This window comes from Fictibacillus barbaricus (assembly GCF_031457135.1).
GTDB lineage: Bacteria > Bacillota > Bacilli > Bacillales > Fictibacillaceae > Fictibacillus > Fictibacillus barbaricus_A.
The window spans coordinates 162642-188811 of sequence record NZ_JAVDWA010000001.1 but is presented as its reverse complement, the minus strand read 5'-3'; the positions used below and the strand labels follow the sequence as shown (position 1 = coordinate 188811).

The following is a 26170-nucleotide window of genomic DNA, read 5'->3' as shown; positions in this document are numbered from 1 at the left end:
AGAAGGAATATCCTCCTCTCCTTTACTATTTTTTCAATACTTGTTATTTGTTTTCTGCCATTTTTCTGCGAGCCATGTACATAACAAGTGCCGCTGCTGGAAGCAATCCTAAAAGCATCCATTGTTCAGCCATTCCATTCTCATGACTCATTCCGCCCATTCCAGTTTTGGGCATATCAGATGGCATGTTTTCTTGGAACTTGTCCGGAAATTGATCAACAAATGCTCCGGATAAACCTTTTGCAGGCATCAGCATGTGTGCATATGCTTCACGTGCTTTTTCATAAGCCGTGTCATAATCCTTTGCAGCATAAGCATCAAATGAAGCAGTTAGCTGATTAACATGTTCTTGAAGTCCTTGCGAAAGTCCATCTGCCTTTACGCGTCCTTCCGTTGCCGTTTCAATAAATTTTGAAAATTCGGCTCGGTAAGAATCAAGGGCTTTTTGTGCTTCCTCTTTCTTCGTTTCGTCTTTTGCTCCCGTCGCCTTCACGTAGTCTACAAAGTTACCGATATGTGCAGACCACATTTCCTTAAATTGCGCACCCGCTTCTTCTCCATATATACTCCCGATTGCTTTAGAAAGTGCTTCTGTATTTTCGTTTAATGAAGCTGCTGACGCTTCAAAATCTGGAGATCCATCGATACCATTCTGCATCGCTAAAACAGCTAATGAAGCATGTTCAGTCATCAATTGATTCAGATTGGAGCGAAGATCTGCTGCCGGTGTTACAGCTTTTGAGTTTTCGAACTTGTCTTTGAACTGATCAGAAATCGCACTGGATAGTCCTTTACTTACCATGTACATATGCGAAGTAGCTTCATGTTCATATTCGTATGCTTTTGCATAATCCCCTGCAACATAAGCATCGAATGCTCCTATCAGCTGATTAACGTGCATCTGCAAACCTTCAGCAAGTGCCCCTGCTTCAAGTCTTTCTCCTGTTGCTGTTTCAAGAAACTTGGAGAAGTCTGCTCGATAATTATTAAGCTTGTCTAATGCAGCTTTCTTCCCTGCTTCATCTTTTTTAGCAGTTGCCTGGAAATACTCTACAAAAAATCCGATGTGGTCTCCCCACATTTTTTTAAATTGAGCACCAGCTTCGTCACCGTAAACTGAACCGATTGCTGCTGACAAATCTTCTGTGTTTTTATTCAATGCTCCTGCGGCTGCGTCAAAGTCAGCTTTTCCATCTACACCTTTACGCATCGCAACAACAGCAAGATAAGCATGTTCCGATAATAATTGATCCAATGTTGAACGCAATTCGACAGCTGGTGTATCCACCATCGGTTTAGCTGTGTGATGTTCATTTCCATGTGCACTGACACCTGCTGCTGATGAAATTGCTAGTGATAATCCAAGCGGTACCGATACCATCCATTTTTTCCAACTTGTTTGCGAATTTTGTAACCCTATCATCAAAACCACTCCTTTAAATTGTATTTTCAATAAGCTAACGGACTGGATTTCAATTTGGATCACTTTTTATTAAATTTTTTTGATTTTTCTACAAAAAATCAGAACTGACGACATGGTAAGTCTGTTATTAATAAACTGATTAAGTCTAATGCTGAAAAATTAAGTCTAAATGTATCGGCATTATTTAAAGCTCTATCAAAAAAACAACAGCTCATGTTTTGAGTTGTTGTTTTCTGGAAATTTATAAATTGGAAGCCATCACGATTGTTCCTTTTGGCTGCTTGCTATTTGGTGTGGGCTCGTGTGAGATTGCTACAGCATCCCACTTATGTTCACCTGGAAATGTTACAGGATAAACAACAGCACCATTTCCATTTTTATCTGGTGTAAATGATCCTGCTCTGTACTTTTTATCTCCTTCTATCAGCCACACTTGGTAAGTTTCAGTACCTTTTAAAGCTGTCATATTGTGAGTTTGGATCACAAGCTTCATCGTTTTATCTTCTTGAATCATTGACGCAACTCCTGCAGAATCACTTTGATCAGACGACATTTGTACCGTTTTAAACGTTCTGCTCATCTGTTCTTCAATCACTTGCTCATTTTTATCATTTTCTATAAATAAATAAGCATTTGTTCCAAGTGAAAGGAGAAGTCCTGCTGCTAAAAGTCCGGTCATCCATGCTCTTGGTTTTTTTGATTGAATAGGAGCAGCGGCGGCACCGATTGGTTTCTCATTTACCACTTGTTGTGCATCTTCTGCGGTCACATTCGTTAATATACGTTTCTTCATTCCAAGAGGAGGCTCTGTCTCTTCTGATAAATAGGGCAGATCAGACGTCAGCTCGTGCCACTCAGCCAACTCTTCTTGACATGCCGAACATTCCTTTAAATGGGCTTCAAACTCTGCTTTTTCTTCACCTTCTAAAATCCCATTATAATAATCCAGCAATTTATCGCATTCTTTCTGCTCCATATTTATCCCCCCTCTCTGAATAAATTTTTCTTAGGTGTTTGAGTGCCAATCGTATTCTTCCTTTAACGGTACCGAGCGGCAGTTGTTTTTTTTCCGCAATATCCGACTGAGAATAACCTTTAAAATAAAACATATCTACAATATCCTGCTGTTCTTCATTTAGAGTGGAAACAGCCTCTTTCAGTCCTTCTCTCTCTTCGTTCCAGGTAACGGTTTCTTCCACACTTTCAGTTCGCTCATAATCGATATCCTTTTCCAGTATTTCGACCTCATTTTTATTTTGTTTCCGTATTAGATCGATACAGGCATTTCTGGTCACCGTTAACAGCCAGGAAGAGAACTTCCCTTTTTCTTCTGTATAAATTCCTTTTTTTCGCCATAATTTCATAAAAACATCTTGAACTGCTTCTTCAGCAAGATCTTGTTGTTTCAGCATTTTATATGAAAAAGAAAACAATAGCTTTTCATAGCGGTCATATAACCGTTCAAGGGCTTCTTTATTTTCTTGTTGAACTTGGATGTAAAGTTCTAAATCAGAAAGTCTACCCATCTTTGTCTCCTTTACTGCTCATTATAATAGTTACATCATACCAAAATGAGGCAGTATTTGTCTTTTATACGGATAGATGTATAAAGATAACGTTGAAATGATTGCTTTGGATCACTATTTTTCCATCTTTTATGATTAAGTTTCCTTATTTCTAGCCGATATAAAGTAATATCAACCACATTAGAAGCAAATTAGAAATAATAGATAAAGTGAGGAACATCATTATGGATCGCACAAGTTTAATCGGCATCATTTTAGGGGTAATCGCAATAGGCGTTGGAATGGTACTAAAAGGGGTCAGTCCTATTTCATTGCTGAACCCGGCTGCACTTCTCATCATTTTTGCTGGTACGGCAGCAGCTATATTAATTGCTTTCCCAATGAATGAGATAAAAAATATACCTTCGTTATTCAAAGTCCTTTTCAAGGAACAAAAGCTGATCAGCATGAAAGATCTTGTAACAACCTTTATTGAATGGGCAACGATTGCTAGAAAAGAAGGACTGCTTGCTCTTGAACCAAAGGCTGAAGAAGTCGATGATCCTTTCTTGCAGCAAGGCATTAAAATGATCGTTGATGGACAGCCTCCAGAATTTATTAAGGATGTTCTCATGAAGGATTTAGAAACGATGGAGGAGCGCCATCAAAGCAACGCTACGATATTCACGCAGGCAGGTACATATGCTCCAACCCTTGGCGTATTAGGTGCTGTTGTTGGTCTTGTCGCTGCACTGAGCAACATGAATGACATCGAAGCACTTGGACATGCAATCTCTGCTGCCTTCATCGCAACGCTGTTTGGAATTTTTTCTGGATATGTCCTGTGGCATCCATTCGCTAACAAATTAAAACGCAAGTCGAAAAAAGAAATCATGATTAAAGAAATTATGATTGAAGGCTTGTTATCTATACAAGATGGAACTTCTCCAAAAATATTGGAAGAAAAACTGTTAACGTATATTCCTACCAGCGAACGTGATCAATATAAAGCAGGTGGTCCGGTTGGCTAAAAAGAAGAAACACCATGAAGATCATGTAGATGAAACTTGGCTCATCCCCTATGCAGATATGCTGACATTACTTCTAGCCCTGTTCATCGTTCTGTTTGCCATGAGTGAAGTCGATGCTCAAAAATTCAAACAAATGGCAAGTGCATTCAGAAACGAATTTACGAGCGGTACCGGTGTTATGGAGGAGCAGGCTACGATTCCTACTCCTGATACAAATCCGATACCAAAAGATACAGAATCTATTGCGTTATCAAAAGAAGAGCAAAAACAGCTGGAAGAGGCGAAAAAAGAGCTAGAGGCTTTAGAAGAACTTCAAAAGAAGATTAACTCTTATATTCAATCGAATAAATTAACATCAAGCTTGCAGACCCAGCTTACTGAAAATGGGCTGCTAATCACGATACTCGACAATGCACTATTTGATTCAGGAAGTGCTATCGTGAAGCCTGGTTCAAGAGAAATCGGCAAGAAACTCTCAGAGCTCCTTGTTACCACTCCTCCACGTAACATCGTCATTGCGGGACATACGGATAATGTTCCGATCAACAAACCGGATATCCAGTCGAACTGGGAACTAAGCGCTTTTCGTGGAATTAATTTTATGCGGGTTTTACTTGAGAATCCCGGATTAAAACCTAATCAAGTAAGTGCGAGTGGCTATGGTGAATACAGACCAAAAGCAGATAATAAAACAGCAGAAGGACGAGCAAAGAACCGGCGTGTTGAGGTTTTGGTTTTACCGAACGCGAATTTGAAATCTGTAAAATAAAAAGGGTGTTCGCATTCATTGTTGCTCTTAGAAGTGGTTGATTTCCGCTTCAGGTGCTCGCTTTCCGCGGGGCGTGCGGTGAGCCTCCCTGCCGCTTTGCGCCTGTAGGGTCTCACCTGTCACACTGATCCCGCAGGAGTCTCGCACCTTGCTCTCCAATCAACTTGCCAATGAGAAATGATACAGGCTAAATCTAACAATCCTTTAGAAAACAGTGAATAAAAAAAAGAACTTGAGGACTTCTCCTCAAGTTCTTTTTTTACTGCTTCTTTTTCGTTTCTTTCGTTTTGATTGCTTCAAAGCTATCTAAAAAGTGAAGTCTCTCGAGCATTGTTGGATGTCCGTACAAAAACCATTTTACGATTTTTGGAGGATTTACCTCACTCAATGAAACAGTTGCAAGTTCTTGGAATGCTCCCACCGCCGCTTTTGGATTTTTCGTCATTTCAATCGCATACAGATCAGCATCTCTCTCCGCTTTTCTGGATACAGCATTTTCTACTGGAGAAACGGCAAAGCTTAATAACGAGAAAATCAGCAGCAGCACCGGCAAGGCAGCGAGATCACCTACACCTTTTATCCCCCAGCTCTTCCCGTACTTCTCAATCCATTTCCGGTACAGCATATTTCCGAGCCAAAGGCCGAGGAACGAGAGAATGACAGAAGAAATCAGATTCCAGTAAAGATGATTCATCACGTAATGCCCCATCTCATGAGCCATTACGAAGAGCACCTGATTATCAGTCAATTTGTTTAATGTTGTATCCCAAAGAACGATTCTAAGGTTGGAGCCGATACCGTTCACGTAAGCATTTAAAGCATTTGTCTTTTGTGACATGTTCACTTCATACACGTTTTCTGCCGGTATATCCGCTTTATCAGCAATCTTCAGTATTTTTTCTTTCAGTACCTGATCTTTTAAAGGGTAAAAATCGTTATACAATGGATCGATGACAACCGGCTGAATGAAATACATAAAGATCGTGAATGGAATCGAAAGCATCCATGCGTAAAGCCACCATTTTTTTTCATTTTTTCGGATAAGCCAGTACATCACAGCTACCATAACAGTTGTCAATAACCAGCTGATCCAAAAGTCCACTAAACTATCTCTCATCCAGCTATGGAAGCTCTGCACAGAAATGTGATAACTTTTAGAAACTGTGAAACTGTAGTACTTAAGAGGAAACGTCAAAACCCAGCTTGCAAAAGATAGAAGCAAAACATAGACACCTGTATGAACAATCGAAAACTTCGTTAACCCGCTAGAAGCTTTTCGAAACCAGCGTGAAAGACCGAAACCTAAAACGAACAAATAGATCAGCCACTCAAGCGGAACAGAGATAAAATACAAAAAATCTTTGATCCTGGAAAAATCAGTGCTTAACTCCAGTTCACGATCTGTCATAAACATGGCCGGGTCTGCCGCGGATCCTTTAAGGTCAACAGGCAACGCCGAATTTGCACCGTGGAAAAGATAATACCACATCAATACCCCATATATAGCGAAGCCCGCCAAAAACAAAATGGATTTTCTCAAAATGGATGCCTCCTTTTTATGCCCTACTAGTAAATGTAGGTCAATTTGTCCAAATTAGAACAAGCATCATGAAAAAATCCATCTTTTATTTTTTTAAAGCGCATTAGACAGTGTTGGTACAACATGCAGATTTTCATGTTTTGCTTCTATTCTGTTTGGCTGGATATAGATCGCCTTCAACCCCATCAGCAATGCGGGAGCAATCTCGTTAATAAAATTATCACCAATAGAAACCGCTTCATGCGGCTGAACTTGAAACTCTTCTAAAATGCTGTGTAATTTATCTTTTGTTAACAACGGTTTCTGGCTTTCCGTGTGCAAGGTGTGAAAGATTCCTTCTAACTCAAGCTCGTTCAGAAGTCGTTTCACATCTTCTCTCTCACTATTCGTCATCAATACCAGCTTTTTAGTTTCACGGAGCTTTAAAAGCCCTTCTTTTAATCCTGGTGTTTTTGATAATGTAAACTCATCAGTTACCATGTATTCTTTTGTCGCGTTATAGCACTCCCACGTATCACTCTGCTTTAGTCCAAAATGCATTGCTGTTGCATATGGCAGCCACCAGCCGTCACCGATTGCGATCAAGCGCTCAAAGTCATAGACCAATTCGCCTTCATATTCCTTTTTAAGCTGTTCTTCTGACCATTCAATCCCTTCAAAGGAAGTAACTTTTGTAACTTGAAGTGTCATCGGATCTACTGTTACACTTGTATCATTTTTTATATCGTATACTTTTCCGATTCCTACTGAGTGAGTTCCATTTTTCATGCTTTCGTATGTATCCCAAAAAGCCTGCTTCTTATCATCTGACACACGTTTCTGAAGCAGTCTGCCATAATAATCAAAGTGATCCGTATCCTCGTAAAGTGTTCCGTCTAAATCAAAAATGAGCAATTTTGCGTTATTCATTATTGTTTTCAAAATGCTATCCCTCCTCCCATTATTTTAAATATCCATGTAGGTAAAAGCAAAAATGAACATTGACAGTTTTTTACCATTCCTGTATTGTTGTGTGTGTACTATACATAGTAATACACATATAGTATATAAAGGTGGGATAATATGTTACTTAATTTAGATCCCCGAAGCAATACACCCATTTGGGAACAAGTTGTCCATCAAATAAAAGAGCTTATTTTGAAGGAAGTCCTGTTGCCAGAAGATAAATTGCCTTCGGTCAGAGAATTGTCAGCATCGATATTAATTAATCCAAATACAGTAAGCAAAGCTTATCAGGAGCTGGAGCGCCAAGGAATCATTGAAACGTTAAGAGGTAAAGGCACTTTCGTTTCACCAAACATTACTCCGAGGGCTGATGAACAAAAAATAGAAACGCTGAGACTGCAGCTTAAACAGCTCCTTATTGATGCGTCTTATCTTGGAATTGATCAGAAAACGCTAAAAAAATGGATAGATAAATATGCTGAGGGGCTTGGGGGGATGAGCAATCATGCTGAAAGTGAGTAATGTCAGTAAAACGATTGATGGAAAACTCGTTTTAGAAAAGATTAATCTTGAGTTAACACCAGGTTCAATCGCAGGAATCGTTGGAAGAAACGGTGTAGGGAAATCTACTCTTTTGCGTACAATGGCTGGAATTTTAGATCCTGATGCGGGCGAGATCTATTTTAACGAGAAGAATATCCACGAACAGCCAGAAGTTAAACAAAAACTATCATATGTTCCGGACTCTACCGAATTATTAAAAACATACAATGTAAAAGAGATTGTAAAGCTTTACGATGCGATCTATGAAAATTTTGACATCATTTATTTCTACTCTTTAATGGACCGTTTCAAGCTTCCAAAGAATAAGAAACTCAGATCCTACTCTAAAGGAATGAAGGCTTTATTCTTAATGATACTTTCTTTTTCCACAAAAGCAGAATTTATCATTTTAGATGAACCGACAAACGGACTGGATCCAATCGTTAAACGCAACATTTTACAATTCATCATAGAGGAAGTAAGCGAACGTCAGCTTTGTGTTTTGATTTCAACTCACCACTTAGAAGAAGTTGAAAAAATGGCAGACGTACTTATTATGATGAAAGAAGGAAAACTCGAATCCGTCACATCCATAGAAGATGCAAAATCAGAGTATAGAAAAGTTCAAGTTGTGTACAAAAACGCATTGCCTGAATCTATTTTGCAATTAAATAACATTTCCATTCTGTCCCAAATAGGCAGAGTTTCTACATTATTGATAAAAGGAAATATTGAAGTGACAATGAATCATCTTCATAATGAGAACCCTCTATTAGTAGAAGAACTTCCGATGACATTAGAAGATATATTCATTTCTTCACTAGGAGGGGAATCATATGTTTCATAAAGCATTATGGATGCGTAACTATAAACTGGCCGCTTCTGCAGTGTGGGCACTTTATATTGTCCTTTTCTTTTTAATGCCTTTTTCGTTTTATGGAAAAGCAGCAAGTTTAAAAAAAGATTTGGATCAGTTTCAGAATCATCCAGGAGATATGACTTTATATTTTCACTTTCAAGGGGCAGAAATTGCTGTAATCTTAACACTTCTATTAGTTGGTGTGGCCGCTCTCTTAATCGGACAGGAACGAACGACACATTCTACAGATCTTACATTCGCTCTGCCTTTCAGCAGAAAAGATATCTTTCTATCAAAATGGATTTTTGGAGCAGCACATATTATTACGAGTCTATTAGTCAACCTCTTATTGTGTGTTCTGATCCTTAAATTCTCTATACTTTCGGATGTAACAGATGCCAAATTCCTATTAAAGTTTACAAGCTTTGTTGTTCCGACATCACTTGCGATTTTCTCGTTCTGTATGTTTATCGGGACCATTGCAGGGACTATGGTTTCACAATTCATTCTTAGTTTGATTTTTTTATTCTTTCCAATCGGATTTTTAACATTGCTTGGATCATTCTTTACCTATAACGGCTTTTTGAATGATCCGATGCACAAGCTGGACGGCTCGTTAAATCTACTAGGAAAAATTTCAGAATTAATCACATTGCCCATTCCTCTTCTGCAGTTTATGTACTTTGCTGATGAACAATCAAAAGGAGTGATAGATCATCAATTGAACACTCCCTCAATGAACGCTATCATCGTCGCTTGTGTGTACTTAATAATTACGGTACTTGCAGGAATATGGCTCTTCAGCAGAACAAAAAACGAAAACAACGGCAAGCTGCTCGTGTTTGAAAAAGGAAAAAGATTTTTCATGTGTGGTGTCGTCCTTTGTTTTGCCTTGCTGGGCGGCATGTTCGGCGGAGAAATCTTTGGTTCTTACGGTGAACCTTCCTATTTTGCTTACTATTTCTCTGCTGTAATAGGAGGAATAATAAGCTACTTTATCTTAAGAAAATTCATCAATGTTCAACTTCGATTATCTCGTTAGTACGAGCGATAGGATGCCTCAAAAGGTGCAGTTTCTGCAACCTTCTGAGGCATCCTTTTTGATTTACTGCTAGTCTGCGATTGGGCAATAAAACCATGCGCATCATAAAGATATTAAAAAGAAAAATGAAACAAAGAGTAAACCACTAAAGAAATTAAGCAAACCTCTAGTGCATATCCTCAAAACGTGTAAAGGGAATAAATTGTTTGGGGTCAGTCCCCCTTGGACATCCTGTTTAGTATCTATTTTCTAAACGAGGGATGACTGTGGAAGGAATACTCATTACAATTTACCGAACAGTATTAGGGTTTTTGTTTTTATTGTTCCTGATGAGAATCTTAGGAAAAAAACAGCTCGGTGAACTGACGTTTTTTAACTATGCTACCGGAATCGCAATGGGAAATATCATCGGTGACATGGTTATTCATAAAGAGATCACGGTTTGGGAAAGTTTAGCCGCCTTAAGTTTTTGGGCATTATCTGTGTTTGCTGTAGAATTTATCAATCACCATTCAAAACTATCTACGAAGCTCACAAAAGGAGAGCCCACTATTCTCATCAAAAAAGGACAGCTCATACAGAAGGAACTTAAGAAACATCAGATGTCCATGGATGATCTGTTAATGCTTCTGCGCATCAATTCTGTTTTTGATACACAGGAAGTCGAATACGCTATTATGGAACCTAATGGACAGTTGAGCGTTTTAAAGAAATCATTAAAAGACTCCGTTGTAAAAGAAGATTTAAATATCCAGCCTAAGTCTGGCCCTTACCTGCCTACTGCACTCGTCTCGAACGGTACCAAAATCGATAATGCCTTCAAAGAATACAACCTTACAGATGAATGGTTTGGTGAAGAACTAAAAAAAGGGGGATTTCAAAACTTACAAGACGTCTATTTTGCTCAATTAACTGAAGATGGCGATGTCTTTTTTGTTCGAAAAGAAAAAAGCAGCTGAAATCCGCTTCAGCTGCTTTTTGTATCTTATAACTATTTACCTTTTTTCACTTCATTTAAGAGATCTGGATAGTTTGTAAACATACCCGTCACACCCCAATCAATCAATTTCTGCATTTCTGCTTTTTCGTTTACGGTATAAGGATGAATCTGCAGTCCATTTTGTACAGCTTTTTGTACATAAGCTTTATCAATCATGTTACTGTTTGGTCCGATTCCTATTGCATATTTCTTTATGTCCTGTACTTCTGCATCGCTTAGGACAGCCGGTGTCTTATAACTTAAAAGCTGTACTAATTTCAGGCTCGGATCGATTCCTTGCATCTTTTTTAAACTTGCTGAGCTGAATGACTGCACAAGCAGTTTGTCTTTATTGATGTGATACTCATTGACCATATCTTCAAGTTTTTGTTCCATACCAGGATATACTTCAGGTGATTTAGTTTCGATGTAATAGTTCGCATTCTTGCCAAATGTTTGGAATATTTCTTCTAATGTCGGCACTTGCAACCCCTTATAATCGGGATTTGCTTTTTCAGGATATTTCTCGTTAAACCAGCTGCCAGCATCTAATGTTTTTATTTCTGCAAGTGTATGGTCCTTTACTTGTCCTGTTCCGTTTGTTGTGCGGTCGAGTGTTTCATCATGCATGGCGATGAGCTTTCCGTCCTTTGTCATCTGAAGATCAATCTCGATATAATCTCCATGCAGCTTCTCACCCATTTTGTATGAAGTTATTGTATGTTCAGGAGCATACCCCGAAGCTCCGCGGTGAGCAACATTTAAAATATCATCCTGCTTTTTTTCGGAAGCGTGAGCTCCAGCAAGACCTGTCCCCATAATCGATAAACTTAGTGCAAGAGCACCCATCGTTTTAAAACTCTTCTTCATGTTGTTCCACTCTCCTCGTCTTATGTAACCTACTCAGTTACTTTAACAAGGGAGTTTGAACAATCGATTACAAGAAGGTAAATGCGGTGTAAAGAGTTCGTTAAGGAGGAATCGACGGGAAAAATTAAGGAGGGATGATAAATTGGTGTCGAATGATGGAGGGTTATGGTTATCCAATAATTAACGTGGATATATGGTCGTTTAACGTCGATATATTGAGGTTTACCTTGGATATATGGTTTGTAGACGCTTATTACAAATAAAAAAGTCCCTATTTACAAGGTCTTGAAGATGAAATGGTCCGTCTTATTCCGTATTAGTCGTATTTCCGGTAATTTTTGATACGAACATTTAACGAACAACTTCCTAACAAAAAAAGCTAGTTCAAATTATAGAACTAACCTTTTGTGAAACAGTTATTTATTTTTCTTCTAAAAACTTCTGAATGGCATATGCCACTCCGCTTTGATCATTATCTTTCGTCACAAATGCTGCCATTTCTTTTATTTCCTCTACCGCATTTCCCATTGCCACTGGGAATCCAGCAATCTCCAGCATTGAAACATCGTTGTAGTTATCCCCTACAGCCATCGTATTTTCTAAAGGGATTTCTTGTAGTTCGGCATATCTTTTTAGTGCAATCCCCTTTTGCGCTTCAAAATTCGTGATTTCCAGGTTATTATCTGCAGATGAACTAACTGCCAGTTCATCCAGCCCTTTCAGTCGTTTAAACGCACGCTGCAGTTTTGCGGTTTCACTCGAAAAAGCTAGGAACTTATAAACTTCCATACCTTCTTGTTCTAATAACTTTGTGAAATCTCCTACAACACTTACAAGACCTAACCGAAATCTTCTTAGTGCCGCTTTTTCAACATCGTCATCCGTTGCTTCAGGGTTTGAGGTCAAAACGATATCTTTCATTACCTCATACGCTTTTTCCCTGTTATCGGTAAATGTTCCTCTGCTCGTATAAAGCTCATAATAAATGTCTTCTCCATCCAGGATGCTTTTAACCTCGTCATATTGGGAAGACTTCAGCGGAACGGAAGATAGAATCTCCCAATTCTCTGCCCGAATTTCAGCACCATTTACACAAATAAGCGGCAAATGAAGATCAGCATCTTCAAGTGAATGCCTTGCTTCATCATAAGAACGCCCTGTAGCAATGACAACATGATGTCCTTCTTTTACAGCTTGAGTAATAACTCTGCTGTTTTCTTTTGTTACTTTAAGTTGTTTATTTACAAGTGTTCCATCCATATCAATCGCGATCAATTTTTTCATATAATCATCCTTTATTGCATTATCCATTAGTAAGTTTAACCTTAACACAGATACATTTAATCATGAAAAAAAGAGCTATAATAAGTAGCTCCTCAAAAAAATTTTAAATTAAAAATCTTTAGAAATAAACGATTGGACTATATCTGTTACGGCATGGAAGATCTCAACCGCTTGAAACGATAACACAGACAAGGCAGAAACGGAAAACAGGCCTATAAAAATAAAACGTATTAATTGAGGCACTTTTACATCTCCTCCTTTTAAAGGTGATTATACGCCTATAAACGTCCAAATTCAATTCATAAGGTTAAATATTTTATTGCAAATTATGACAATGGCTTAAAAAAATGTATATCCATACAACACTAATATGGATGAAAGGACTACCAGAATGACATTTAAATTCAGCCATGCTGCAATGAAAGCAGCAGCGGCTCCAATGATTCCATACAGATATGAATCCGGGTTAATATTTAATACGCCAGGAAAAATTAAAGCCCCTAAAATCGCAAATGGCACATTCTTTAAAATCCCTTGAATTCTTGGATGGAGGTTGTTCGTATGCAGCAACACAAGCGGCAGCATTCTCGGAATATAGGTGACAATCCCCATCACGACGATTACCCAAATAAGATCAGGATTCACGTGTACCATCCCCTCTCATAAAGAACTCAATCGTTACAGCAGAAATTGACGTTGATAATATAATACCCCATCCTCCATTTAAGGATGGAACAAACGAAAACAATGAATTCAAAATTGCAGCGGTACCTGCTAAAACAATGACTTTACGGCTTTTCTTGGCTGCTGGAACAAGCAGAGCAATAAACATCGCATACAGTGCAATTCCCATACTTGCCTGTAATGCAGCCGGCAATCCTGCTCCCATCAGAAAACCGATTCCTGAGAAAACTACCCAGCTGCTGTAGGCTATTAGACCAAGACCTAGTAAATACCCGCCGTTAATCTTTTTTCCTGATGTCGCTGCTACAGAAAACGTTTCATCTGTAATAAAAAATGCGTAAATCCCTTTCAGCCATTTTGGATCATCCTCCGCTCTTTCGTTCAGCGAAGCACTCATTAACAGATGCCGTATATTCATAATAAAAGTAGTTAATATTAGTTCAACAGCACCACTGGCAGCGGCTATCATAGAAAGCGCGATGTATTGGGAAGCGCCAGCAAATACAATCATACTCATTCCCACTGTTTCAAATAAAGTCAAACCGGCAGATTTTGCGAGCAATCCAAAAGTAAACGCTATTGGCATATAACCTATTGCGATTGGCAGCCCAGCTTGTATGCCTTTCTTCCATGGCATTTGGGTTTGATTTCTGAAAAGGGCCGTACTTGGCAGCATGTTTTTCTCATCTCCGTGTATTTTTGATAAAGGGGTCTGTCCCCGGGACAGACCCCCTTTCTTCTTTTATTTTCCACCAGTGATGGTTCTTAAAATAACGTCTACACTGTCTGATGCTTTATAGTTTTCCATGTTTTGCTTCATGTTTATTTCATCAGCTTTTAGTTCTTTTAATGAACGCAGCAAAGATTCTTTCGTAAGATCTTCCTCATGTAATACATGACAGAATCCTTGTTTTTCAAAAGACTCGGCATTCAAAATCTGATCTCCTCGGCTCGCTGCTTTTGATAATGGGATGAGCAGCATTGGAATCTTTAAAGTCAGCCACTCAAATATACTATTGGAACCTGCACGAGAAATAACAAAATCCGTTGCAGCAACAACGTCTGGCAATTCACGTTGAATGTATTCAAACTGCTTATACCCTTCTGTGTTTTGCAGACTGTCGTCTAAGTTCCCTTTACCGCAAATATGGACGATTTGATAAGAACGTGTCAATTCAGGCAGTGCACTTCTTACCGCTTCATTAATTTTACGTGCACCCAAGCTTCCTCCCATAATCGTCAGGACAGGAAGATGGCTTCGAAAACCTAAAAAGGAAAGTCCGTTCTCTTTAGAACCTTGCAAAAGTTCGTCACGGATCGGTGAGCCCGTCACAATTGCCTGACCTGCCGCAAAATGTTTTTTCGCTTCATCAAAAGTAACGAAAATCTTCGATGCAAACTTAGAGGATATTTTATTGGCAAGACCAGGTGTAATATCTGATTCATGGATATAAACCGGGATGTTTCTGAGCTTTGCAGCAATAACAACTGGAACCGATACAAAGCCGCCTTTCGAAAATACAGCGTCAGGCTTGATTTTGCCAAGTTTAAAATAAGCTTGCGCTACCCCAGCAGACACTTTAAATGGATCTTTAATATTTTTCAAATCAAAATAACGGCGCAGTTTTCCGCTCGATATCCCGTAATAAGGGACATTTGTGCCTTCTTCAATCAAACTTTTTTCTATACCATCAACTGAACCGATGTAATGCAGGTCCCATCCCATTTTTTCTAATTTCGGTATTAAGGCAAGATGCGGTGTTACGTGACCCGCAGAACCCCCGCCTGTTAAAACTAACTTTTTCAAACTGCATTCCTCACTTCTTTGTATATCCGGCTTTCTCAACGGATTTTATCTTACCGCCATTTTAATATATGTTGCTAAAAAAAGAAAATGGCAGCTGGTTGTTATTAGAGTGTTTAAACAACTGTTTAACATAATTCGTCACAACATCATCTTTTTTTGATTCATGTAAAAACGTCAAATTTGAGTGGAACCCTAAAACAGAAGTAAAAACCTCCTAAAAATAAAAGGCTGTTTTCTTAAACTTTGTTGCTTTAGAAAGTAGTTGATTTCGTTTCAGGCTGCTCGCTTTCCGCGGGGCAGGCGGTGAGCCACATTCGTACGATTCACGTATAAGTGTCTCACCCGCCAGCCTGTCCCGCAGGAGTCTCACACCTTGCACTCCAATCAACTGTCAAAGAAGGCAATAAAAGAAGTTAAAAAACAGCAATCTTTTAGAAAAAGTCCAAACAAAAAAACGCTGACTCCTATTAAGTGTATATCACACTTTAGAGCCAGCTTCTTTATCAAACTGAACTTTTTTCTTTTTTGCGGGCTGGAGGAACATGAATCGCTTTACCGCTCATGCTTTCAACCGCTTCCAGCCATGCTTCGTTTATAGCTGGATGTGCATATACCGGGTAAGCAAGATCCTCTTCCCTTGCGACCATCTCTAAAGCAATAGTGCCCGCTTGAATCATTTCAACTGCACCTGCACCCATCATGTGGATTCCGAGTACAACTTCTGTTTTCGCATCCACAACCATTTTTGCAAGACCTTCTTTTTGTCCAAGGATGGATGCAAAGCCGTTACCATTCATGGAAAACTGACCAGTTTTCACTTCATATCCTTCACTGATAGCTTGTTCTTCTGTCAATCCAACTGCAGTGATCGGCGGATTCGTATGAACAACGAAAGGAATTAAGCTTAAAGAATAAGCAGAGGGCTGTCCTGCCATGTGCTCTGCAGCCGTCTTTCCTTGTTTGATCGCTTTTGATGCAAGCTTCATACCAATTGCGCAGTCACCTGCTGCATAAATGTTGGAGGTACTCGTCTGGCTATGTTCATTAACCATGATAAAGCCATTTTCATCACGTTCGAGTTCAATCGCTTCAAGACCAAGTCCATCCACATTCGGTGCATAGCCATCAATAAACAGAACATGGCTGGCATCAACAGAGATTTTTTCTTCTGTCCCTTTTGCTAACGTAACAGTAACGGTTTCTCCAGATTCTTCCGCACTTATCCATTGATGGTTTTTAAAGACTTTCACCTTATTTTTCTTTAAAACCCGCTGCAGCTCCTTTTCGATGCCCGCGTCCAGTCCAAATCCTTCGCCAGGAATCACAAGGGTTACTTCGCTGCCAAGCTGTCTGTACGCCATCGCCGCTTCAAGCGCAAAGTAATCCGATCCATAAACAACCAAGCTTTCTGGACATTCTTTAAGCGACCATAATGTATGAGGTGTCATTAAACGGTTTGATAGACTTGCCTGATCCGGAAGCTTTGGCGTTGAGCCCGTTGCGATCAGTGCATATTCAAATTCATACATCTCAAAATGGTGACCTGAGTCAATCCCGATTCTCTCACCTGACATGAAAGAGGCAGAACCCGTTAAATGCTCGATTTTATTCGCTTTAATTAACGCCTCCACTCCCTTTTGGAGACCTTCAACTACATTTGTATAGTAGTTTGAGAACGTTTCATAATCAAAGCTGGCATCAGGAACTGTGATTCCCATTTGCTTAAACTGAGACAATCCTGAAAAATTTGCCGCCGTTTGCGTTAAGCTCTTAGAGGGGATGCATCCTTTATGAAGGCATACCCCGCCAAGTTTCTCTTTTTCAATCAATGTCACTTCCAGTCCAAGCTGTGCTGCACGTATTGCCGCATGATAGCCGCCTGGTCCGCCGCCGATAATCACCAGCTGGCGTTTTGTTGCAAAATCACCTACAACCATTTATATCAACTCCAGTGTCATGAAGTAAGGGTTCTCGATGAGTTCTTTTACCCGGTTTGTGAACATTACGGCGGTAGCCCCATCTGCCACACGATGGTCAAACGACATCGAAACGTTCATCATCGAACGGATCACGATTTCATTGCCAATCACGACAGGTGTTTTCTTTGTTTTATGAAAAGCCATAAGTGCCACTTCAGGATGATTGATGATCGGTGTTGCGGCAATCGATCCAAGCGGTCCAACATTTGAAATCGTAAATGTTCCGCCTGTCATATCTGAACCTTTTAACTTGTTTGTTTTGGCACGTGTGATCTTATCCTTCATATCAACTGCGATATCTCTTACATTCCGCTGTTCCACATGTGAGATAACCGGTACAATCAATCCTTCATCAGAATCTGTTGCGATCCCAATATTTACGTTTTTCTCAAGCTTGATCACTTCTTTTTCCTCATCTAGCTTCGCATTGAAAATCGGGAAGTCTTTTAGTGCGATCTGAATCGCTTTTACAAAGAATGCTGCTACAGACACATTCATGCCGCGCTTGTTATCAGGATCCATCGCCTTCAGCTCTTTCTTCAAATCCATCACAGCCGTCACATCGATTTCTTCAAAATGGGTAACGTGAGGAATCGTTGCAAGTGATTGAACCATCTTCTTCGCGATCTGCTTTCTGCGTCCTTTAAATGGGATCTCTTCCGCATCTTTGGAAGCAGTGGCTGTGGCTGCTGCACTTGTTGTAATCTGCGGTTCAACAGTCTCAGGCGTTTCTTCCCTTTTAGGCGCAGAGCCATTTTCAATAAAACGATAAACATCTTGATCCGTTACTCTTCCGCCAGGACCGGTGCCTTCGATTTTTTCAATATCCACACCATTCTCACGTGCAATCTTTCTTGTAAAAGGTGCAGCAAGTATGCGTTTATTGAGCGTCGAAATTCCGCCTGTAAAAACGGTGTTTTTCGGTGTTGCTATTATTCTATCAACTACGGGCTGTTCCTGTGCTGGCTCCGGTTCAGACTTGCTTTTAGAAGGTGGTGCGGAAACAGCTTCAATGGTCAGGATAACGGATCCTACTGTTACCACGTCGCCTTCTTTTACTTTAATGTCTTTGATCGTTCCGGCAGCAGGGGAAGGCAGTTCAGCTGTCACTTTATCTGTTTGGACTTCTACAAGCGGCTGATCAATTTTTACTGTATCTCCCGTTTTCACAAAAAAGTGAATCACTTCTCCTTCATGCATACCTTCTCCGATATCATGCAGTTTTACTTCAACCATGTTTCCACCTCCTAAAATTGGGCTGCTTTTTCGATCGCTTTTACAACACGCTCTGCACTTGGCAAATAGTGATCTTCTAAAGCGAACATTGGAACAGGTGTATCAAAACCAGTTACACGTTCAACGGGTGCTTTCATATATAAAAACGAAGTATCATTGATGAGTGAAACGATCGTTTCTCCAAGTCCGCCTGTTCCTGGAGCTTCGTGAACGATAACAGCACGGCCCGTTTTTTGAACGCTTTCTGCAATCATGTCCCGATCAAGCGGATAAAGTGTACGAAGGTCGATCACATCACATTTGATGCCTTTTTCTTCTGCCACTTTTGCCGCTTTCGTTACAACATCAATCATTGCCCCATAAGCAAAAATACTGACATCATTCCCTTCTTGCAAACGAGCCGCTTTTCCGAGTGGAACATTGTATTTTCCATCAGGCACATCCATCTTTGTACTTCTATAGCAGCGCATCGGCTCTAAGAAAAGGACCGGATCTGGATCTTCAATTGCTGAGATCAGCAACCCTTTTGCGTCATAGGGGTTTGACGGTACTACGACTTTCATACCTGGCATTTGCGTAAAAAGAGCTTCAACAGAATCAGAATGAATTTCAGGAGCACGTACACCTGCTCCGAATGGTGCCCGTATGACCATTGGTACGGTAAAAGCTCCTAGTGTTCTTGCACGAATACGGGAAGCATGTGTCATGATTTGATTGAACGCCGGGTAGATGAAACCGAGAAACTGCATCTCAGCGATTGGTTTAAAACCGTTCATCGCAAGACCAATTGAAGTTCCAATAATTCCAGATTCAGCTAGCGGGGTATCAATTACTCGTTTGTCCCCAAATTCTGCAACCAATCCGTCTGTCGCACGGAAAACACCGCCGTTTTGCCCAACGTCCTCACCAAGAACGATGACATTCTCTTGTTCCTGCATCATGACGCGCATTCCGTCCGTTACAGCTTGAACCATCGTTAATTTTTTCGTATCAACTGCCGTTGTCATTAGCGATCACCTCTCGACTGAGCATATGCTTCTTTTTGGCTATCAATCGGCCAAGGATTTTCAGCAAATACATGATCAAACATATCGTTCACGTGGGCTGCAGGCATTTCTTCCATTTCTTTTACCGCTTCTTCAATTTCAGCTGTAATGGATTCTGCTAAATCAGCTGCCCACTTTTCATCCCACATGTTTTCATTTTTCATAAAACGTTCTAAACGTAAAATCGGATCAGTTGTTTCACGGCGTGAAGCTGACTCATTTTGATCTCTGTACTTCGACGGATCATCTGCCGTTGTATGTGCACCATAGCGCCATGTTACTGCTTCAATCAATGTTGGTCCTTCGCCTTTTCTCGCACGTTCAACTGCTGTACGCGTATGAAAATAAACGGCAAACACATCATTTCCGTCTAAACGGACACCTTCCATCTCATAAGCTACAGCCTTTTGCGCAATCGTTTTACTCTTCATCTGTTTTTCAATGGGTACCGAAATCGCGAAACCGTTATTTTGATTAAAAAACACAACCGGCGCATTAAACACACTCGCAAAGTTCAATCCTTCATGAAAGTCTCCTTCAGAAGTTGCACCGTCTCCAAAATAAACAATTGATGCCCGGTCTGTTCCTTTTAACTTTTCTGCCCACGCTGCTCCTGTAGCATGCAAAAGCTGTGAAGCAATTGGCACTGCAGGAGGAAAAATATTCTTACCTTCTGGGGGAATACAGCCTTCTTGGCGCCCCTTCCAATAAAGAAAAAGCGTCTTTAAAGAATGACCAAAAGTCATCGTAGCAGCATGATCTCGATAAGTCGGGAACATCCAGTCGCCCTCGCCCATTGCCTTGGAGCTCCCGATTTGAGAAGCTTCCTGGCCTTCAAATGGCACATACGTGCCGATTCTTCCTTGGCGCTGCAAGTTAACACCTTTGCGGTCAAACAGACGGGCACGCAGCATCTTCGTATACAATTCTTTTGTCAGCTCTTCGGTTATCTCACTGCGATACGTTTCATCCGTCCATTCACCATTCTCATTAATGATTTGCATTTTCGGAAATAGCTTCTCCATGAATGAATCCCTCCTTAGTTTCGAACCTGCCATTTTGGCCGTTTATTATGAGCAAAAAAGCTGTTGCGTTTTGTACGTGAAGCCATCTTTTCTTCACAAAAACGGTTTGCTGCTTCCATCGTGGAAATATTGTTTAGCGTGCTCTCACGATAAATTTGCATCAAGCTGTCATAAATTGCGCGTGTTTTTGTCAGGACCCGTGCTTTGTTCGGGCTATAAAGCTCATCAGCAACCTGAATTAATCCGCCCGCGTTTACGATATAATCTGGTCCATACAAAATCCCTTTTTGCTGCAGATACAAACCATGTTTATCTTCCAGCAGCTGGTTGTTCGCACTTCCAACGATCGCTTTAACTTTTAGCTGATCAATCGTTTCGTCATGAATGATTCCACCCAATGCACAAGGAATAAAAACGTCAGCATCCACACCATAAATTTCACTGCCATCCACGACTTCCACATTTCCAGGAAGCAATTCAGCACGCTCTTGAATCTGTTTCAGCGCTTTTTCATTAATATCCGTCACATAAATATGTGCTCCTGCCGCCAATAGCTGTTCAGCAACCTTAAAGCCTACTTTTCCTAATCCTTGAATGGTATAAGATTTACCGCCTAGCTCATCAGTTCCCTCTAGTGTTTGAATCGTTGCTTGAAGTCCGTAGATGACACCTTGAGCAGTCGGTATTGATGAATCGCCGCTGCCGCCGTATTCTTCTGGTACACCTACGATGCAGTTTGTTTCTTTTAACGCGTGAACAAAATCATCTGGCGTTGTTCCCATATCAGTCCCCGTATAAAAACGCCCATTCAATGAATCTACGAATTGTCCGAAAGCCCTGAATAACTCGGGTGACTTATCAGTTGTCGGATCTCCGATAATTACCGATTTTCCGCCGCCGAAATCAACGTCTGCTCCTGCACATTTATAGGTCATTCCTTTTGATAAACGCAATACATCCTCCAACGCCTCATCAACAGATGCATATGGTCTCATTCGGCATCCGCCTAATGCTGGGCCAAGCGTTGTGTTATGTATCGCAATAATGGCCTGTAAACCAGTGGATGGGTCATTGCAAAATACGACTTGCTCATGCTGTGATATTTTTTCAAACATGTTGAATCCCCCTAGTATTTCTCTAGTACTCTTTGATTCTGCTTTACTTTGCTGCTTTAAAGTGAAAGCGCTTACATTTTTACTCAAAAAAATCACACTTTCATCTCTTCTATTTTTTGAGCAATGGCTGCTCGAGGTAAAATATACTGCGTTACTTCCCCTTCACCTACAACGGCTTTTCCGTTATGAACGACTACATCACAAATAACAGCTTTGCCTTTTAGCTCACGCAATGTTGCAGTGATTGTAAGGTTAGCGCCTTCTGGTGTTGGTGCCACATGCTTCGCGGCTACTCCTCCACCGATTCCTTCTTCATGATCTTCAAGATACGGAAGAATAATCTGACGGGCTGCCCATTCCATATGGTATACCATACTTACAGTGGAATACGCGGGATGAACGAGGTTCCCTTCAAATTGTGCAAACATATCGGGTGTTACTGTAGCTGATATAGTAGCGATCTGACCTACTTCCATACCTGGTTTCATGCATACACCTCATATCTTTCAAGAAATTTATATAACGTTTTCTTAACGTAATCATATCATTTTGTGTGATAAGCGGTCAATGAATCGCCCGAATTGTTCCATTTGTTTGAAAACATTTACAATATAAAAAAAGGAGGGTACGAGATGAAAGAATGCTTGTTTTGCAACCCGATGAGTTTTCCTGAACAAAAAATAGTATTAGAGAATGACAGCTGTTATTATCTTCAAAGTCCTCAGGCACAAGATATTTTGGAAGGTGCGGGATTGATCATCCCAAAAGCACATAAGGAAACGGTATTTGATCTCAGTGAAAAAGAATGGATGGATACATATGAATTGATGCAGCAGGCAAAAACTCTGCTAGAAAATGAGTATGCACCAGATGGCTTCAGCACCGGCTGGAATGTAAAACCTGTGGGCGGCCAAAGTATTCCTCATGCTCATTTTCATATCATCCCCCGCTTTGCGGATGAACCCTTTTCCGGCAAAGGCATTCGTGCGTGGATCAAGTCTGAGGCTAACCGGAGACCTGGCAAGGTGACTGGGACTGGTGTAAAGTAACATTTTTGATTGAGGGAGAAAGAGTGTGCTTGCGCTAAATTTATCGTTTGATGACAGTTCGTGGTTATATCAAAATGAATGTGGAATTATTGAAATGAACGTGGATATATTTCGATATATCGTGAAATGAATTAGATCACAGCACCTTATATTAATTGAAATACCCTTATTTCAGTGTGTTTCTCTCCTTTAAAAATGTTTTAAAACGATTTAAAAAAATCCCGCTCATTTGAACGGGATTTCACTTTTTGTCAGCTTGAAAGTCTCTTTTTATACGTTTGGATATTCCTGCGAAAGCGGGTGAAGCATGATTTCGTCCACGACCATATGCTTAGGTGCACTTGCCATGTAAGCAACTGCTTCTGCTATGTCATTCACCTTCAGCCAGTCTTCTTTAAAATCCAGTCCTGGTTCGCTGTCAGCAAAATACGTGTCGATTGCACCAGGATTTATTGTACCCACTCGTACGCCAAACTCACGAAGTTCTTGCGCTAATGATCCTGAGAAACCTTGTACTGCATATTTTGTAGCCGTGTAAACTGATCCGTTCGCAATTGTTCGGCGTCCTACATCAGATGAAATCGTAATGATTGTTCCTTCTTTTCTCTCTTTCATATGAGGAACAACCGCTGTACTGCACAAGAAAACACCTTGCACGTTTACTTCAAACATTCGTCTGAAATCTTCCAAAGAATGTTCTTCAGCTAGCTTAAATTGGCCAACACCAGCATTGTTCACTAAAAGATCTACTTGTCCGAATTGATCAAACGTTTGATTAAAAAGTTCAGCAACATCTTCTTCAATTGAAACATCAGCTTTAACAGCTAAAACTTCGTATCCCTTTTCTTTTAGTTCTTCAGCTGTTTTAAAAATACGATCAGACGAACCAACTACCGTTAATTTCGCCCCTAATGCACCTAATTTTTCAGCAATGGCTTTTCCGCATCCACGTGAAGCGCCAGTAATTACAGCTACTTTATTTTGAAGCATTACTAATCATCCTTTCAGATTACACATTCTGCATCATTATAATGCAAAAAAGACGCAGAACCAAATGGAACTGCGTCACTCTCAATTAACCTGTTATTATTTTAAATAAACCTAGAGTGTTCAGAAACACGATAAAAATGATGACAGGCACAACATATCTAATCAGCATAAGCCATAAAGCAAAACCTTTAACCGTCACAGTTGATCCAGCTCTAAACTCTTGGAGCAGCATGTCTTTTGGATATCGATAACCTACAAATATCGATATCAGCAATGCTCCTAAAGGCAGCAGAATATTACTTACTAAGTAATCCAACTGATCAAAGATGATTTTATCGAACAATGTGACATGTGACAGCACACCATAAGAAAGTGTTGAAGGAACACCGAATGCAAAAATCAGCAGCCCAATGATCCATGACCATTTTGTACGGTTTGTTAATTCACCTTTTGTTATGGATGCAACGATAATCTCAAGCATCGAAAACGCTGACGTTAATGTTGCAAACAAGAACAACGCTAGGAAGACGATAAAGAATACTTGTCCGAATACGATTTGATCAAACACGGCTGGAAGAACGACAAACAATAGCCCAGGACCTTCTGTCGGCTTAAGACCTAGCGAGAATACGCCTGGGAAAATTGCCAATCCAGCCAATAGTGAAATCAAAACGTTCAGCAGCACAATAGTCGTTGCCGATTTCGTCAAACTCTCATTTTTTCCTAAATAAGAACTATACGTAACCATAACGGAAATACCGACACTTAGTGAAAAGAACGATTGACCGAGTGCGAAGAGCACATCGTCTCCCCCGATTTTTGAAAAATCAGGGTACAAAAAGAACTTCACACCTTCCATCGCACCATCTAGTGTTAATGAGCGAACAATGAGGACTGCAAAAAGTACAAATAATGCAGGCATCATAATTTGGTTCGCTTTTTCAATACCATTCTTAATTCCGCGGCTCACAACAAAAATCGTTATGACCATAAAAAGAAATTGCGAAATGACAGCCGGCCACGTACTCGAGATGGATTGACCAAACAGTTGATTAAAATCATGATTAAAAAAGCCAGAAGAAAAGCTTTTACCAAGATATAGAACGATCCAGCCGCCGATTACACTGTAAAAAGATAAAAGAATAAAAGCAGTAACAACACCCATTCTGCCTAGCCATGGCCATGCTGACCCAGGTGCGAGTGTACGGTAAGCTGAAATCGCTTCTTTCTGGGCACCCCGCCCAATTACAAATTCAGCCATTAAAAGCGGAAAACCTACTAAAAATGTAAACAACAAAAAGATAAGAAAAAACGCACCGCCGCCGCTTGTTCCAACTACATAAGGAAATTTCCATATGGCTCCGAGCCCGATTGCAGACCCTGCTGCTGCTAAAATGAACGCGAGCTTCGACGTCCATTGATCTTGCTGATTCATACTTATGTTTCCTCCTCAAATTCATTCACAACTCGCTTACATTAAACGTTTGTTTAATAAACTAACCGTTTCTTTTGCTTCTTTCATCATTCCTTCGAGCAATTCCTTAACTGAAGGAACATCATTTATTGCTCCAGCAATCTGTCCGCTGTTAATAAATCCATTCTCCAAATCACCTTTTACAGCACCTAAAATATGGTGATCCTCTGTTGTAAGCTGATGAAATTCTTCTGAAGTGACGCCGTTTTTCTCACGTTGAATCAAATGCTGAGCATAAGGTGTATCATACACTCTTCTGATCTTTCCGATCGAGCGGCCGACAATCAAGGTTTTCGTATCATCTGCTTGTACGAGGGACGTTTTGTACGATTCATGAAAAGGCGCTTCCTTTGTGGCAATAAAACGAGTACCCATCTGTACACCTTGTGCTCCAAGTGCAAATGCAGCAGCTAACCCGCTTCCATCTGCTATTCCACCGGCCGCAATAACCGGAACGGAAACACTGCGGCAAACTTGCGGGAGCAGCGTCATCGTTGTTGTTTCGTACGGAGAGTTTAACCCTGCAGCTTCATAGCCTTCTGCAACAATTAAATCTGTTCCAGCTGCTTCTGCTTTTTTCGCATGATATACCGTAGCAATAACAGTGATCACTTTTATTCCATGTTCCTTTAGCTTCGGAATAAAAGGAGCGGGATTTCCTGCAGATAATGACACAACTTCAACTTCATGCTTAATAACTAGCTTCAAAATTTCCTTCACATTTGATGAAACGGATAAAGGTACATTAACAGCAAATGGCCGCTCTGTCATCCCCTTAGTTGCAATTATCAACTTTTCCACTTCTTGGGGTGACATCGTTCCGGCACCTATCGTACCTAATCCGCCGGCATTGGAGATTGCCGCTGCCAATTCTGCATTACTAACATTCCCCATTCCACCTTGAATAATTGGATAGGTAATGTTTAATTTTTCACAAATCGAATTCAATAACTCCACCTCCTAATTTTTTCTTTG

The 26170-nt window shown here is 40.3% G+C and carries 27 protein-coding genes; 7 read left to right on the top strand and 20 right to left on the bottom strand.

The window, feature by feature from the left end:
• Positions 1–43: 43 nt before the first annotated feature.
• From J2X07_RS00985 to J2X07_RS00975, 3 genes are all read right to left on the bottom strand, one after another.
• On the bottom strand, positions 44–1423 hold the full coding sequence (locus J2X07_RS00985; RefSeq protein ID WP_310255677.1) for a copper amine oxidase: 1380 nt from the start codon (positions 1421–1423) through the stop codon (positions 44–46).
• A gap of 241 nt (positions 1424–1664) precedes the next feature.
• Positions 1665–2399, bottom strand: a complete 735-nt coding sequence (locus J2X07_RS00980) for an anti-sigma factor (RefSeq protein ID WP_310255676.1) — start codon at positions 2397–2399, stop codon at positions 1665–1667.
• On the bottom strand, positions 2377–2949 hold the full coding sequence (locus tag J2X07_RS00975) for an RNA polymerase sigma factor (protein WP_310255674.1): 573 nt from the start codon (positions 2947–2949) through the stop codon (positions 2377–2379). The genes J2X07_RS00980 and J2X07_RS00975 overlap by 23 nt, the downstream gene beginning before the upstream one ends.
• Before the next feature lie 224 nt (positions 2950–3173).
• Here J2X07_RS00975 and motA point away from each other — a divergent pair, with 224 nt between their 5' ends.
• Together motA and motB are read left to right on the top strand one after the other, a co-directional pair.
• Positions 3174–3959 carry a flagellar motor stator protein MotA gene (gene motA, locus J2X07_RS00970; RefSeq protein WP_310255672.1) on the top strand — a complete coding sequence of 262 codons (786 nt, stop codon included), beginning with the start codon at positions 3174–3176 and terminating at the stop codon, positions 3957–3959.
• Positions 3943–4728, top strand: a complete 786-nt coding sequence (gene motB / locus J2X07_RS00965; protein ID WP_396193570.1) for a flagellar motor protein MotB — start codon at positions 3943–3945, stop codon at positions 4726–4728. The genes motA and motB overlap by 17 nt, the downstream gene beginning before the upstream one ends.
• A gap of 259 nt (positions 4729–4987) precedes the next feature.
• Here motB and J2X07_RS00960 read toward each other — a convergent pair whose 3' ends face one another.
• Complete coding sequence (locus tag J2X07_RS00960) at positions 4988–6268, bottom strand: M48 family metallopeptidase (protein WP_310255667.1); 1281 nt, start codon at positions 6266–6268, stop codon at positions 4988–4990.
• A gap of 93 nt (positions 6269–6361) precedes the next feature.
• On the bottom strand, positions 6362–7189 hold the full coding sequence (locus J2X07_RS00955; RefSeq protein WP_310255665.1) for an HAD family hydrolase: 828 nt from the start codon (positions 7187–7189) through the stop codon (positions 6362–6364).
• A gap of 141 nt (positions 7190–7330) precedes the next feature.
• Here J2X07_RS00955 and J2X07_RS00950 point away from each other — a divergent pair, with 141 nt between their 5' ends.
• From J2X07_RS00950 to J2X07_RS00935, 4 genes are all read left to right on the top strand, one after another.
• Entirely contained in the window at positions 7331–7735 is a 405-nt protein-coding gene (locus J2X07_RS00950; protein WP_310255663.1) for a GntR family transcriptional regulator, read from the top strand.
• On the top strand, positions 7719–8603 hold the full coding sequence (locus J2X07_RS00945; RefSeq protein ID WP_310255661.1) for an ABC transporter ATP-binding protein: 885 nt from the start codon (positions 7719–7721) through the stop codon (positions 8601–8603). Before J2X07_RS00950 ends, J2X07_RS00945 begins: the two co-directional genes overlap by 17 nt.
• Positions 8593–9657 (top strand): ABC transporter permease subunit, encoded by a 1065-nt coding sequence (locus J2X07_RS00940; RefSeq protein ID WP_310255658.1) that lies wholly within the window; start codon positions 8593–8595, stop codon positions 9655–9657. The genes J2X07_RS00945 and J2X07_RS00940 overlap by 11 nt, the downstream gene beginning before the upstream one ends.
• Positions 9658–9923: 266 nt before the next feature.
• Positions 9924–10616, top strand: a complete 693-nt coding sequence (locus tag J2X07_RS00935; RefSeq protein WP_310255656.1) for a DUF421 domain-containing protein — start codon at positions 9924–9926, stop codon at positions 10614–10616.
• 32 nt (positions 10617–10648) lie between these two features.
• Here J2X07_RS00935 and J2X07_RS00930 read toward each other — a convergent pair whose 3' ends face one another.
• The 12 genes from J2X07_RS00930 to J2X07_RS00875 form a co-directional block, all read right to left on the bottom strand.
• Positions 10649–11506 carry a glycerophosphodiester phosphodiesterase gene (locus J2X07_RS00930; RefSeq protein ID WP_396193552.1) on the bottom strand — a complete coding sequence of 286 codons (858 nt, stop codon included), beginning with the start codon at positions 11504–11506 and terminating at the stop codon, positions 10649–10651.
• 420 nt (positions 11507–11926) lie between these two features.
• Positions 11927–12790 carry a Cof-type HAD-IIB family hydrolase gene (locus J2X07_RS00925; protein WP_310255655.1) on the bottom strand — a complete coding sequence of 288 codons (864 nt, stop codon included), beginning with the start codon at positions 12788–12790 and terminating at the stop codon, positions 11927–11929.
• A gap of 108 nt (positions 12791–12898) precedes the next feature.
• Positions 12899–13033, bottom strand: coding sequence for a hypothetical protein (locus tag J2X07_RS00920; protein WP_310255653.1), 135 nt, complete (start codon positions 13031–13033; stop codon positions 12899–12901).
• 96 nt (positions 13034–13129) lie between these two features.
• On the bottom strand, positions 13130–13435 hold the full coding sequence (locus J2X07_RS00915) for an AzlD domain-containing protein (RefSeq protein ID WP_310255651.1): 306 nt from the start codon (positions 13433–13435) through the stop codon (positions 13130–13132).
• Positions 13425–14150: an AzlC family ABC transporter permease gene (locus tag J2X07_RS00910; protein WP_310255649.1), complete on the bottom strand. Its 726-nt coding sequence runs from the start codon at positions 14148–14150 to the stop codon at positions 13425–13427. The genes J2X07_RS00915 and J2X07_RS00910 overlap by 11 nt, the downstream gene beginning before the upstream one ends.
• A 66-nt stretch (positions 14151–14216) precedes the next feature.
• Positions 14217–15281 (bottom strand): undecaprenyldiphospho-muramoylpentapeptide beta-N-acetylglucosaminyltransferase, encoded by a 1065-nt coding sequence (locus J2X07_RS00905; RefSeq protein ID WP_310255646.1) that lies wholly within the window; start codon positions 15279–15281, stop codon positions 14217–14219.
• A 503-nt stretch (positions 15282–15784) separates the two neighbouring features.
• Positions 15785–17218: a dihydrolipoyl dehydrogenase gene (gene lpdA / locus J2X07_RS00900; RefSeq protein WP_310255644.1), complete on the bottom strand. Its 1434-nt coding sequence runs from the start codon at positions 17216–17218 to the stop codon at positions 15785–15787.
• The gene (locus J2X07_RS00895; protein ID WP_310255643.1) at positions 17219–18496 is read right to left on the bottom strand and encodes a dihydrolipoamide acetyltransferase family protein; all 1278 of its coding nucleotides are present in this window, start codon (positions 18494–18496) and stop codon (positions 17219–17221) included.
• A gap of 11 nt (positions 18497–18507) precedes the next feature.
• Positions 18508–19503, bottom strand: coding sequence for an alpha-ketoacid dehydrogenase subunit beta (locus tag J2X07_RS00890; protein ID WP_310255641.1), 996 nt, complete (start codon positions 19501–19503; stop codon positions 18508–18510).
• On the bottom strand, positions 19503–20567 hold the full coding sequence (pdhA, locus tag J2X07_RS00885) for a pyruvate dehydrogenase (acetyl-transferring) E1 component subunit alpha (protein ID WP_310255639.1): 1065 nt from the start codon (positions 20565–20567) through the stop codon (positions 19503–19505). Before pdhA ends, J2X07_RS00890 begins: the two co-directional genes overlap by 1 nt.
• Before the next feature lie 14 nt (positions 20568–20581).
• A complete protein-coding gene (locus J2X07_RS00880) occupies positions 20582–21682 on the bottom strand; it encodes a Leu/Phe/Val dehydrogenase (RefSeq protein ID WP_310255637.1) in 1101 nt (366 codons plus the stop codon).
• A 92-nt stretch (positions 21683–21774) separates the two neighbouring features.
• Positions 21775–22170 (bottom strand): thioesterase family protein, encoded by a 396-nt coding sequence (locus J2X07_RS00875; RefSeq protein ID WP_310255635.1) that lies wholly within the window; start codon positions 22168–22170, stop codon positions 21775–21777.
• Between the two features lie 144 nt (positions 22171–22314).
• Here J2X07_RS00875 and J2X07_RS00870 point away from each other — a divergent pair, with 144 nt between their 5' ends.
• On the top strand, positions 22315–22731 hold the full coding sequence (locus tag J2X07_RS00870; protein WP_310255633.1) for an HIT family protein: 417 nt from the start codon (positions 22315–22317) through the stop codon (positions 22729–22731).
• 270 nt (positions 22732–23001) lie between these two features.
• Here J2X07_RS00870 and J2X07_RS00865 read toward each other — a convergent pair whose 3' ends face one another.
• The 3 genes from J2X07_RS00865 to J2X07_RS00855 all read right to left on the bottom strand — a co-directional run bounded on the left by J2X07_RS00865 (position 23002) and on the right by J2X07_RS00855 (position 26143).
• Positions 23002–23721, bottom strand: coding sequence for an SDR family oxidoreductase (locus J2X07_RS00865; protein WP_310255631.1), 720 nt, complete (start codon positions 23719–23721; stop codon positions 23002–23004).
• A gap of 85 nt (positions 23722–23806) precedes the next feature.
• Positions 23807–25156: a sodium-dependent transporter gene (locus J2X07_RS00860; protein ID WP_310255629.1), complete on the bottom strand. Its 1350-nt coding sequence runs from the start codon at positions 25154–25156 to the stop codon at positions 23807–23809.
• A 36-nt stretch (positions 25157–25192) separates the two neighbouring features.
• Positions 25193–26143, bottom strand: coding sequence for an NAD(P)H-dependent flavin oxidoreductase (locus J2X07_RS00855; protein ID WP_310255627.1), 951 nt, complete (start codon positions 26141–26143; stop codon positions 25193–25195).
• Between the last annotated feature and the right edge of the window lie 27 nt (positions 26144–26170).